The sequence below is a fragment of the Candidatus Aquicultor secundus genome (assembly GCF_002791875.1).
GTDB classification, from domain to species: domain Bacteria; phylum Actinomycetota; class Aquicultoria; order Aquicultorales; family Aquicultoraceae; genus Aquicultor_A; species Aquicultor_A secundus.
In genome coordinates, this window is record NZ_PFNG01000085.1 from 15,459 (window position 1) to 28,035 (window position 12,577).

Sequence of the window (12,577 nt, forward strand, 5' to 3'; positions counted from 1 at the left end):
AGGAGGGAGAGTTCTGAGTAACAACAGAAGTGTAGATAACGGTGGTGCCGTTAAGATAAGCTGGTTCGGGCACGCGATGTTTCTTATCGAGAGCCGTAGTGGGATCAGGATAGTAACAGATCCGTATGATGCAGAAACAGGCTATACACCCCCGGAAATCACCGCTGATATAGTTACATTGAGCCATCACCATCATGATCATAATAACGTCACAGCCGTTGGCGGATTACCAAGGGTTATAGATACGATTGGAGAGTTTCATATAAATGGTCTATTTATAGAAGGAATTTCCTCTTATCATGACGAAGTAAAAGGAGAGAAACGGGGTCGTAATACAATATACATGTTTACCATAGATGGGCTCACTCTGGCCCATATGGGGGATTTTGGGCAACCTATAACCGGGGAACAGGTAAAAGCGCTTCAAGGTGTTGACGTGTTGTTTATTCCTGTTGGGGGCGTCTATACGTTAGATCACAAGCAGGCTGCAGAGGTCGTCAAGATACTCAAGGCAAAGGTGACCGTACCCATGCATTACAAGACCAAACACTGCACGATAAAGGTTGCGGGTGTGGAGCCCTTCATCCAAGAAATGCCCGTCGTGAAGCACGTAGGAAGCACGGTGTTATTATCGGCTTCAACATTACCAAGTGAACAAGAGGTTTGGGTCATGGATTATATCCAATAGAATTACAATCAGGAGGTATTTATGAGGGCAGTAGTTATGGCGGGTGGCGAGGGCACGAGGCTCAGGCCCTTAACCAGCAACCAACCGAAACCGATGGTTCCGATTCTTAACAAACCGGTCATGGACTATATCCTCGAGCTACTTCGTGAGCACGGAATGGTTGATATAGTGGCGACTATGCAGTTTCTGCCGCAGCTGATCAAGAACTACTTTGGTAAAGGAACCGACCAGGGCGTAAATATGCACTACTCAATCGAAGATTTCCCGCTCGGTACGGCCGGAAGCGTAAAGGAAGCCGAAGACTTTCTTGATGAGACCTTCATAGTCATAAGCGGCGACGCCCTCACTGATTTTGATTTAACCAGCCTTGCCGAATTCCACAAGAAAAAAGGCGCGATGGTAACGATCGCGCTAAAGCGCGTTGAGAACCCGCTTGAGTTCGGAGTGGTCATTACCGAGGAAGCCGGTCAGATAGAGCGATTTCTTGAAAAACCTTCCTGGGGTCAGGTGTTCAGCGATACCGTGAACACCGGCATATACGTCCTTGAACCCGAAATATTTAAATACATCCCAAAAGGCGAAAAGTTTGATTTCAGCAAGGACTTGTTTCCAATACTTCTTGAGAAGGGCGCACCGCTTTACGGCTGCGTTATGGATGGCTACTGGTGCGACATCGGCAACTTCGAACAATACATGCAGGCCCATAGGGATATCCTTGATTTAAAATCAAAAATTCAACCCCCGGGCATCAGGATGAGAGATAATGTCTGGATCGGCGACGGCGCGGATGTAGACCTCTCGGTCGATATATCGGGACCGGTTGTGATAGGGCAAAACGCCAAGATAGAGCCGGGCGCGGAGTTGGACGAGTATTCCGTAATCGGAAACAACGTCGTTATGAAAAGCAAAGCCCACATCCATCGCAGTATCGTCTGGGATAACGCGTATCTTGGCTCGCAATGCCACGTGCACGGCGCGGTGGTCGGTAAAAACTGTGATATTAAAAGCGGCGTGCGTATTGAAGAGGGCGTTGTTATCGGTGATGACTCGGTAATCGGCGATAACGCCGTCATAAACCACGACGTAAAAATCTACCCGTTTAAGCGCGTGGATGAGAGCGCTGTTATCAACAGCAACCTTATCTGGGAATCGCGCGGCATGAGAAGCCTCTTTGGTGCTAAAGGGGTCAGCGGCCTTATCAATATTGATATTACCGTCGACCTTGCCATGAAACTGGCGATGGCCTATGGGACGACGCTTAAGAAAGACTCTTGCGTGGTCGTAAGCCAGGATGCGAGCCGGGTCTCAAGGATGATAAAGCGCGCGATGATCGCGGGCCTAAACTCCACCGGGATTAACTGTAGCGACCTGAGGGTTACCTCATCTTCAGTAAACAGGTTCCTTATCCAGACGGGTCCGGAAGTCGGCGGCATCCACGTGAGAACATCACCGTTCGACCAGCAATCGATGGAGATCCATTTCTTCGACACGCACGGCATCGATATTAAGGAAGGCTCCGAGCGCGATATTGAGAAATACTACTACCGCCAGGATTTCCGGCGTGTGTTCTACAATGAGATCGGTGAGACAGAATTCCCACAGCGCTCCGTAGAGGCGTATAGGGACTCGATTCTGAAAGCTATCGACATAGAGAAAATCCGGCAACGCCACTTCAAAGTCGTGGTCGACTACGCTTTTGGAAGCACTGCCTTGATGATGCCGCATCTGCTTGAGAAACTTAACTGCGACGTGATCGGGCTTAACGCCTTCACCAGCGAGAGCAGGACGACCATATCGCCCGAACAGCTTGGCGCGGCAACGCAACAGCTATCGAGGATAGTCGACACGTTCAAGGCAGACTTCGGCATTATGATAGACAGCGGTGGTGAAAAAGTAACGGTTGTCGATGATCGCGGGCGCTTGATTTCGCCCAATGACGCACTTCATTTATTTACGTACCTGCATTGCCAGTTCGATGTGCGCCAGGGCAAAATAGCCGTTCCTTTAACGGTGTCCACGGTCGCCGAAGAAATCGCAGCATCTTTTGGGCGCGCTGTGGTGAGAACAAAGGTGAGCACCCGCTCGATGATGGAAGCCGCACTTGACGAGAGCGTGTCATTCGTAGGCGCGCAGGGCGGCGGGTACATTTTCCCGCAATTTCTACCCGCTTATGACGGAATCGTCACGTTCTTTAAGCTTATGGAGTACCTGGCGGCAGCTGAAAGACCATTGTCTGAGCTGGTAGCGAGCCTGCCGTCTTACTACCTATCGCACAAAAACACCTTCTGTCCCTGGGATAAAAAAGGCCTCGTGATGAGAAGAATAATGGAGGAAACCAAGGATGAGCAGGTTGAAATGATAGATGGCGTAAAGACATTCGGCGACGGTGGCTGGGCGCTTCTGCTGCCCGATCCCGATGAGCCGGTTGTTCGCATTTACGCGGAGAGCAAATCTCAACAAGACGCCGACTACGAGGTAGACAGGTTCGTAAAATTCGTAGAGGGTGTAATCGCGTCCGACGAATAAGGGGGGGAGGAGAGTGAAAACCAAACGAATGGCTGATTCGGTTATAAAATTTGGAACGGACGGTTGGCGCGCCGTCATGAACGATACATTTATTATTTCAAATGTTAAGATCGTCGCACAAGCTATTGCGGATTATTTAAAAGAAGCGGGCTTGGCAGAAAAAGGCATTGTGATTGGGCACGACACTAGATTTTTCGCAGAGCGCTTTGCTTCTGAGTGTGCAGCGGTTATGGTCGGCAACGGCATCCCTGTTTATATGCCAAGGCGGGCTCTTCCGACGCCTATTACGGCTTATTCTATTAAGCTCTATAACACCGGCGGGGCGATTATGCTTACCGCGAGCCACAATCCTCCCGAATACAACGGTATCAAGTTCATACCGGAGTATGCGGGGCCGGCAAGCCCTGAGATAACCGGAACGATAGAGAAGTATATCTCGGCAAACGTTGACGGCAGCGGTGTAAAAACGGCGCCCTTAGAGGGAAGCGACCTGGTGCGCGATATAGAGCCGTTCCCGGAATACACGAAACATCTCTCAACACTTGTCGATTTCGATAAACTACGCCAGGCCGGGCTTAAGATCGCCCTCGATCCGATGTGGGGCGCGGCACAGGGGCTGATGGATACGCTTCTTGCCGAGGTCGGCTGCACGGTCGAAACGATACATAACTACCGCGATCCGCTCTTTGGCGGCTCGTACCCCGACCCAAGCGACAAGCATCTCACAGAGTTAAAAAGTGAAGTTATGAAGATGAAGGCGGATTTAGGACTGGCCCTCGACGGGGACGCCGACCGGTTCGGTGCGGTGGATTTTAACGGCGCCTACATCTTTGCAAATCAGATACTAAGCCTGGTGGCGGTTCATCTGCTGAAAAACCGCGGTATGAAAGGCGTTATTGTCAGAACCGTCGCCACAACACACCTCTTAGACGAGATTGCGAAGAGTTACAGTACCGAGGCCGTCGAAGTGCCGGTCGGCTTTAAGTACATCGCCCAGGAGATGATGAAACAACCTGTCGTCGTAGGAGGCGAAGAGAGTGGGGGCTTAAGTATTCAAGGCCATATCCCCGAGAAAGACGGCCTGCTTGCCGACCTTCTGCTTGCCGAGATGGTCGCCTATGAGCAAAAGCCGCTCACCGAAATCCTGGACGGTATCTATGAAAAATATGGTAAATTCTATACCAAACGCCTTGATATACACCTTACCCCCAAGAGAAAAGACCATCTGTTAAACGAGCTTAAGAACAACCCACCGCAGGAAATAGCCGGCGAGAAAGTAACCGAAACGAGGGCGGTCGACGGCATCAAGTACATCCTCGCATCCGGCGACTGGATACTCGCCCGCCCCTCCGGCACCGAACCGCTCGTACGCGTCTATATCGAATCCCGGGACAAAACCCGATTCGAGAACTTAGAAGAATACGCACAATCGATGATGACGTAAAAACGGTTAACCGGTTTTTAACTAAACATCTCCGCAATAAAGCCCCCAATGAAGACCTTGAATATTTCCAGGTAAACATTGTAGTAGGGATGCCGCTCAACGGATATCTGCAGGTGGTGGCATATTCTAACTAGCTTGCCAATCGTATATACTGATGAATTAGTGAATCTACCGGTGGGGGAGTAGAGTTGAAGAAAAATTGGCATCTTTCACTGGCGGTAGTCTGCATGGTGCTTGGGGTGCTTCTAGCAATGGCGTTTAATACACAGCAAAGAAACCGCGAAGCTCTTAATGCGCCGCGAAAAGAAAATTTAATCAAAACAGTACACGGGCTAGAGAAGGAACGAGATAACCTGAAAGCCGGGATAGAGTCGATACGAGGACAAATCTCGAAGTATGAGAATTCTGCAGCGCAAACGCAAGGTATTCTCTCTACATATACAAGAGATCTCAATGATATCAAAAAGGCGGCGGGCTTAACCGACGTAAAGGGGCCGGGTCTCATCGTGACATTGGCCGATAGCCAACAATCCCCAAAGGATGGCGAGCCGAATGACTACGTTATCCATGACTACGATATCAGGCTTGTCGTAAACAGCCTATGGGCGGGCGGTGCAAAGGCGGTAAGCGTCAACGGTCAACGACTCATCTCGACCTCATCGGTACGTTGTGCGGGCGGCTACGTGCTCGTCAACTCTATGCGTTTGGTTTCACCGTTTACAATAAAAGCGGTTGGGAATTCGCAAAAAATGGTGGAGGCGTTGGAAGCCGATACCAATACGAAACGCCTGCTTAATGAGATCGCAAAGTTTTACGGTCTCAAGGCGGATGTAGAACAAAAAGAAGGGCTTACCGTGCCCGGATATACGGGAAGCTTGCTTATGGAAAACGCAAAAGTCGTAAAAGGAGCAGATTAGTGCTACCTCTCATCGGATTGATAATCGGGATAGTTATCGGGCTGGTTTTAAATATTCCAATACCTGCGACCTGGTCAAAGTACCTTGGTATCGCGTTGCTGGCGGCGCTGGATAGCGCAATCGGCGGGTTAAGGGCAAGCCTTGAAATGAAGTTTAACGAGAAACTGTTCTTTACCGGAATCTTTAGCAACACACTGTTGGCGGCGTTGATCGTTTTCATGGGGGACAGGTTGGGTATCGACCTGTACCTTGCCGCTGTTGTGGCGTTCGGAGTTCGTCTGTTCCAAAACTTAGCATTAGTCAGAAGGCACTATTTCCAAAAACGGCACTGGGAGTAGCAGTAGTTGAACCACATCCAGAACTTCATCAAGCTATTAAACAGCCAGGGCAAAAGAACACAGGTAGCCATAGCCGCCGTGTGCATGCTCATCGGTATTTTGCTGGCAACCCAGTTCAGGGTGCAGCAAACCGCCTCACAAGCGCTCCAGGATGCAAGCGAATCGGATTTAAGCCAAATCGTAAGTAATCTCAACAGCGAGATAAACAACCTGAGGGCTGAGACATCCGACCTGCGTCTGCAGCTCTTTAAAATCCAGCGTACCAGCCACGACAGCGCGGCGGTCATAAAGGAGTCCTCAAAAAACCTCAACAACTTAAAGATTATCGCAGGGCTTACAAAGGTAGCCGGACCGGGTGTTAGGGTCGTGGTCACCGATGAGAACAAATCACTTAACTCAAACGACCTTGTCGGCATAATTACCGAGCTCAGGGTGGGCGGCGCCGAGGCTGTTTCAATTAACGGCATAAGGGTTATCGCGAACACTGGAATTATGCAAAGGGGTAGTGCTATATTTGTCGATGGCACGCCTGTTTCGCCACCGTACGAGTTGTTAGCCGTAGGCGATCCGGAAGTCCTCCACGAAGCGCTTGTTATTACGGGGGGCATCAGAGACAACTTATCGTCTCTTTCGGGCGTATCGTTCTATATAACTAAAGAAAATAATCTCAGGATAGACCCGGTGGCTTCCGCCGGGAAAAATGCCGGTTGAGAGATAAAACATGCAATATAGCGCTTGATGAATATTGTAATGTTCGTTATAAATAACAAATAGCACTTTCTATTAAACACACTTACTAAATAGTCTAATAGCTAAAGCACTAGCTAAAAAACTAATAGTGATACACTATATCAGGTGTTCAAGGAACAGGAATGGAACTAAACGCTAAAATAAAACAGAAATTGGAGCAACCCGCACTACGCATCTCGCTCGTTATAGTGGCATCCATAGTAGTGATCGTTGCAGGACTATGCATCGGCGATGCCGCATTATACTCCAACAAGGTTCATAAAGGCGTAAAAGTCAGTGACGTTCAGCTCGGAGGCGAGACAAAAAGCGAAGCACTCGTCGAGCTGAACCGTTTATCCAACGTCCTCGAGCGCAAAACCATCACCATCACATACAAAAACAACACCTGGAAAGCAAATCCTCGCGAGCTTGATGCCCGCATAGATACCAAAAAAACCATCGATAAAGCATTTGCCATAGGAAGGCGCGGAAAGTTTTTTAAAGTTGTCGGCGATCGTATCGGGCTGTGGTTTAAGCCGCGCAATGTCGAACCGGTGTTTACCTACGATAAGAACAAGCTCGACGAGTTCATCAAAGGTATCACCAAAAAGGTGAACCGGCCTGCTGAGGACGGTGAAATAAAGATCGTAAACAGCCGGGCAATGATCGCAAGCAGCAAAGATGGCCGCCAGGTAAAGAAAAAAGTTCTGGTCGATCGGCTATTAAAGGCGTTCGCTTATAAAAACAGCACCAGCATTGAGCTTCCGGTTGTCGTACAAAAACCGGATATAACCGAGCAAGATCTCAGCGATGTCAGGGATACCGTCAAGCAGATCATCAAAGCCCCGGTAGTCCTTAAGTATCGCGACAAGAAATGGGAAATTCCCGTAACGCAGATCTCGGAGTGGCTCGAGTTCAATAAGGTACGAGAAGGCCGGGATTGGGGCATCGACATAAAATTCGATAAAGACGAAATGACCGGCTATCTCGAACAGCAGACCAAGGAGATATCCACCGAGCCGAAAGATGCCGAATTTAAGATCGAAGGGGACAAGGTTGCTATTGTCCCGGGCAATAACGGCATAGAAGTCGACCTCGATAAGGCATGTAACGATGTATTTGACGCGAGCAAAACAGAGGATTCAAGAGAGGTGATGCTCGTAACCGAAACCACAAAACCGAAGCTGACTACCGAGGACGCAGGGAAAATGGGGATAAAGGAAAAGGTTTCAAGCTACACGACTTTCTTCAACGGGGGTCAAACCTCCAGGGTCCACAATATTCAAACCCTGGCAAATTCTCTCGACGGCAATATAGTGGCGCCGAACGAGACGTTCTCATTTAACGGCACTATAGGACCAAGAACGGCAGCGAAGGGATATCGCGAAGCCCCCGCTATTATCAACGGTGAACTTGTCCCGTCGCTTGGCGGCGGCGTCTGTCAGGTTGCGACTACGCTTTTCAACGTCATATTCTTCGGTGGGTATGAGGTGGTCGAACGACACAATCATAGCTTCTTTATCAGTCACTATCCGACCGGTAGAGATGCCACCGTATCCTGGGACGGACCCGACCTGAAATTCAAGAACAATACAAGCGCATACGTGCTCATAAAAACCCGAACAACAAGCGGATCGATCACGATCAGCTTCTACAGTACAAATCAAAACATAAAAGTCGAGTACACCACGTCGGGACCGAGCAATTATAAATCGGCGCCCACCAAACGCGTCGACGACCCGACCCTGGCAAAGGGTGTCACCAAGGTAGAGGAAAGAGGAATCGCGGGTCGAGACGTCTCCGTATACCGCATAGTCTATAAAAACGGCAAGGTGGCAAAAAAGGATACCTTCTTCAGCAGATACCCACCCGGCAAATCGGTCGTGCGCGTCGGTACGCGTGAAGTGGCAGCCCCACCGGCACCCGGCGCAACCCCTCCGGTAACCGCAAAACCAACGATCCCACCGACAACAGTGCCGGCCCCAATACCCGGTGAATAGGTGAATGGGCGTGGGTCGAGGATGAGAGAAGACCCATTCACCTATTTACCTAATAACAGTTTTTAGCTATTATAAAAATGTTTTCAACTTCGCTTGCGGTGTGCTTTGAGGGCACCGCTTTCATAGTATTAGATTACGGGTTAGGGAGTGTATTATGATCTGGAACAAAGAGTACGAGGCAATGCCGCGCGGTGAACTTAATAATCTGCAACTGGAGCGGCTTCAAGCGACGGTAAAGCGGGTATACGAGTCGGTACCGATGTATAAGAAGCGGTTTGATGAAGCGGGAATAAAGCCCGATATTATAAAGACCCTTGATGACCTTAGCAAACTTCCGTTCACCGTTAAAACAGACTTAAGAGATAATTATCCTTTCGGATTATTCGCCGTGCCGATGACGGATATTGTCAGGCTGCATGCCTCATCGGGCACCACGGGCAAGTCGATTGTTGTCGGCTACACCAAAAAAGACATCGACACCTGGTCCGAGCTTATGGCACGAACGCTTTCGGCAGCGGGAACAACAGCCGATGACGTCGTTCACAACGCCTACGGCTACGGGCTTTTTACGGGCGGCCTGGGTATTCATTATGGCGCGGAGCGCATCGGCGCATCGGTCGTCCCGATATCCGGCGGTAACACCAAGCGCCAGGTCACCGTCATGGAGGACTTTGGCAGCACTATCCTCGCTTGTACCCCGTCATACGCGCTATTCCTGGCTGAAGTGGCAGAAGAAATGGGCGCGGCGGGTTCACTAAAACTCAAAGCGGGCGTATTTGGAGCCGAGCCCTGGTCGAACAATATGAGAATCGAACTTGAGAAAAAGCTCGGCATCCTCGCTATCGATATTTACGGCTTAAGCGAGATCATAGGCCCCGGAGTTGCGTTCGAGTGCCCGGAAAAAGACGGCCTGCACGTCAACGAAGACCACTTCATCGTCGAGGTTATCGATCCCGATACCGGCGAAGTGTTGCCCGAAGGGCAAAAAGGCGAGCTTGTGTTCACGTCCCTGACAAAAGAAGGCTTCCCGGTCATACGGTACCGCACCAGGGATATCTCGGCGGTCAACTATGAGAAATGCACATGCGGTCGTACCGTCGCGAGAATGGATAGGGTAACCGGCCGCACCGACGACATGCTCATAATCAGGGGAGTAAACGTGTTCCCGTCGCAAATCGAGAGCGTTCTGATGGAAATAGAAGGGACCGAGCCACACTATATGTTGGTTGTCGAGAGAAAAGGGACAATGGATGTCTTGCAGGTCCAGGTCGAGGTCGGCGAGAAGTTCTTCACCGACGAGGTGAAAGGCATGGAAGCCTTCGAGCGCAAAATAAAGCGCGAGATCGAGAGCATTCTCAATATCAGCGTAGACGTAAAACTTGTAGAGCCCAAAACCATCCAGCGAAGCGAAGGTAAGGCAAAGCGGGTAATAGACAACAGACAGCTGTAGGGAATTGGGAATTTCGAATTGCGAATGTCGGGCTTCGGATGTCGGATTGTGAATTAGATACTGTGAGAAGTGCTCCTGGTACAGGAGCTAACGATATGATACGGGAGGTCATATAAATGAAAGCAACACAGCTTTCGGTATTTCTTGAGAACAAGCAGGGACGCCTTGCGGATGTAACAAAAGCGCTTGCCGATAACGGTATTAATATCAGGGCGTTGTTTATAGCGGATACATCCGACTTCGGAATCTTAAGGATGATTGTAGACAAGCCGCGCAAGGCTATCGATATCCTAAAAAGTAATGCCTTTACCGTCAAGGAAAATGAAGTCCTTGCGGTTGAAGTGGCCGATACGCCGGGCAGTCTTGCCCAAGTACTCGAGACGCTCGACAAAAATAGCCTCAACGTGGAATACCTCTATTGCTTCGTCGACAAAAAGCGCAACGCGGCGGTTGATATTATGCGTATCCAGGACATAGGAAAAGCAATGGAAGCGCTTGAGAACGCAGGAATTAAATTGCTTAGCGCAGCCGAGTTACATGAGATTTAGCTGACGAAGAGACGCAATACCCTAAAATATTTCGTTCTAGTAGCTAAAAATATATTGACCGCCTACTAACAAAACATCACACTAATGTAATTAATAGAATGAATGGTATCAAGGTAATTACTATCGACTTTCGGATGATTGGAGGAGCCCCATGGAACACAAAATTGATGACGTCAGGATAATCATCCAGCAAGGGGATATTACCGAGGCGGATATTGAGGCGGTCGTGAACGCCGCAAATAACCGCATGTATATGGGCGCCGGCGTTGCCGGGGCAATCAGGAAAAAAGGCGGCCAACAGATAGAAGACGAAGCCGTCAAGAAAGGCCCGATAGAGATAGGCGGCTCCCTGCTGACCTCCGCGGGTGCCCTTAAGGCAAAGTGGGTCATCCACGCGGCGGTTATGGGTATCGACGGCATCACCGATGCCGAAAAAATCCGAAGCGCCACGCTGTCGGCCCTTAAGGTCGCCGATGAGAACAACATACAAAGTATCGCCTTCCCCGCGCTTGGAACGGGTGTCGGCGGCTTCCCGTTCAGCGAGGCGGCGAGGGTTATGTTCAAGATAGTTAAAGAGTATTTAAACACCAACAAAAGCTCGATAAAGAAAATCGTCTTTGTCTTATTCGGGTACGAAGCGTATAACGAGTTCTTAAACCGTGCCGAGAAGGACTTGGAGAAAGTAGCTTTTCCAAAGCATATATAGTCGAATTGAACAGGGGCTATAATCCGATGAAACAACCGGTACCGGTAAGCTTTGCGAGACAGATGTCTATAAGAGAAACCCTAATAGCGGTAGTTCTAGTAATCGCGATTCTGGCAAGCGCATATATCCCGACTCCACCTGTCGCATACGCAGAAGGTCTCGAACCGAAGATCGAAGCGCCATCCGCTATTGTTATCGATGCGAAAACAGGTGACATTCTGTGGGAAAAAAACGCGGACGAAAAACATCCGATTGCAAGTACCACCAAGATAATGACCGCCATTATCGCTATCGAGAATAAAAGCCTCGGCGAGACCGTAACCGCGGGCAGTGATGTGCTTGGTACCGATGGGTACGGATTCGAGATACCCGTCGGCGAGAAGATGAGGCTCGAGGATTTTCTTTACGCGCTCCTCCTGTATTCGGCGAACGATGCCGCAGTCGCTGTTGCCGATTATGTCGGGGGATCGATCGATGTCTTTGCCCGAATGATGAATATCCAGGCAAAGGATATCGGCGCAAACAACACGAATTACGTTAACCCGCACGGCCTCCCTGTAAAGGGACATCCCTCCAACTACTCGACCGCACGCGACCTTGCGAAGATCGCCCGCTACGCGATGAAAAACAAAACATTCCAGAACATCGTCGCAACAAGAAAGAGAAACCTGAGCCGTTTCGGAACGGGAAAGCGCACTATCGTCGAGAACCGTAACCGCCTGCTCTGGAGCTATCCTGCAGCGGACGGCGTGAAGACAGGCTATACAAAAGAAGCCGGCCACTGTCTTGTGTCCTCGGCAAGGCGCGGCGACGTGCAGGTAATCTCGGTAGTGCTCGGCGCGGCTACATCCGAAGCCCTATTCATAGAATCGGCATCCTTGCTCGAATACGGATTCGGTTGCTTTGAGAAGAAACGGCTGCTCTCCAAGGGCAAGGTCTACCAGACGGTCCGAGTCGGCTACGGCCAGACCATCGATCTCACCGCAGCCTCAGACATCGATGGCTATATCAGGCGCTCCCGCGATATAGAAATAAAAACCACGACCCAAAGCGATATTAAACTGCCGGTTAAAAAAGGAGCGACCCTCGGTATGATCACCGTCTTCCAATCCGGAAAACCGGTTGCAACCGTAGACCTTGTCGTCAAGCAAACCCTCAAAAAACCAACCTTCTTCCAAGCCATCGATTACTACATCAAAGCCGCATGGAACGCTATCTTTTAGTGCTAGTA

At 49.9% G+C, this 12,577-nt stretch carries 11 protein-coding genes; all 11 read left to right on the plus strand.

Annotated elements, in window-relative coordinates; all coding sequences use genetic code 11:
- Nucleotides 1–55: 55 nt before the first annotated feature.
- The 11 genes from COY37_RS03470 (at nucleotide 56) to COY37_RS03520 (ending at nucleotide 12,569) form a co-directional block, all read left to right on the plus strand.
- Nucleotides 56–688 carry an MBL fold metallo-hydrolase gene (locus tag COY37_RS03470; protein WP_286678425.1) on the plus strand — a complete coding sequence of 211 codons (633 nt, stop codon included), beginning with the start codon at nucleotides 56–58 and terminating at the stop codon, nucleotides 686–688.
- A gap of 21 nt (nucleotides 689–709) precedes the next feature.
- Nucleotides 710–3,214, plus strand: coding sequence for a mannose-1-phosphate guanyltransferase (locus COY37_RS03475; RefSeq protein WP_286678418.1), 2,505 nt, complete (start codon nucleotides 710–712; stop codon nucleotides 3,212–3,214).
- A gap of 13 nt (nucleotides 3,215–3,227) precedes the next feature.
- Nucleotides 3,228–4,658, plus strand: a complete 1,431-nt coding sequence (locus COY37_RS03480) for a phosphoglucomutase/phosphomannomutase family protein (protein WP_286678419.1) — start codon at nucleotides 3,228–3,230, stop codon at nucleotides 4,656–4,658.
- Nucleotides 4,659–4,846: 188 nt separating this feature from the next.
- Complete coding sequence (locus tag COY37_RS03485; RefSeq protein ID WP_286678420.1) at nucleotides 4,847–5,575, plus strand: DUF881 domain-containing protein; 729 nt, start codon at nucleotides 4,847–4,849, stop codon at nucleotides 5,573–5,575.
- Nucleotides 5,575–5,913 (plus strand): small basic family protein, encoded by a 339-nt coding sequence (locus COY37_RS03490; RefSeq protein ID WP_286678421.1) that lies wholly within the window; start codon nucleotides 5,575–5,577, stop codon nucleotides 5,911–5,913. The genes COY37_RS03485 and COY37_RS03490 overlap by 1 nt, the downstream gene beginning before the upstream one ends.
- Nucleotides 5,914–5,919: 6 nt before the next feature.
- Nucleotides 5,920–6,624, plus strand: a complete 705-nt coding sequence (locus COY37_RS03495; RefSeq protein WP_286678422.1) for a DUF881 domain-containing protein — start codon at nucleotides 5,920–5,922, stop codon at nucleotides 6,622–6,624.
- Between the two features lie 161 nt (nucleotides 6,625–6,785).
- On the plus strand, nucleotides 6,786–8,642 hold the full coding sequence (locus COY37_RS03500; protein WP_286678423.1) for a VanW family protein: 1,857 nt from the start codon (nucleotides 6,786–6,788) through the stop codon (nucleotides 8,640–8,642).
- Between the two features lie 154 nt (nucleotides 8,643–8,796).
- Nucleotides 8,797–10,092, plus strand: a complete 1,296-nt coding sequence (locus tag COY37_RS03505; RefSeq protein WP_286678424.1) for a phenylacetate--CoA ligase family protein — start codon at nucleotides 8,797–8,799, stop codon at nucleotides 10,090–10,092.
- 116 nt (nucleotides 10,093–10,208) lie between these two features.
- Nucleotides 10,209–10,640, plus strand: a complete 432-nt coding sequence (locus COY37_RS03510) for an ACT domain-containing protein (RefSeq protein ID WP_286678955.1) — start codon at nucleotides 10,209–10,211, stop codon at nucleotides 10,638–10,640.
- A 151-nt stretch (nucleotides 10,641–10,791) separates the two neighbouring features.
- Nucleotides 10,792–11,346, plus strand: a complete 555-nt coding sequence (locus COY37_RS03515) for a macro domain-containing protein (protein ID WP_286678954.1) — start codon at nucleotides 10,792–10,794, stop codon at nucleotides 11,344–11,346.
- 26 nt (nucleotides 11,347–11,372) lie between these two features.
- Nucleotides 11,373–12,569: a D-alanyl-D-alanine carboxypeptidase family protein gene (locus COY37_RS03520; RefSeq protein ID WP_286678953.1), complete on the plus strand. Its 1,197-nt coding sequence runs from the start codon at nucleotides 11,373–11,375 to the stop codon at nucleotides 12,567–12,569.
- Nucleotides 12,570–12,577 lie beyond the last annotated feature (8 nt).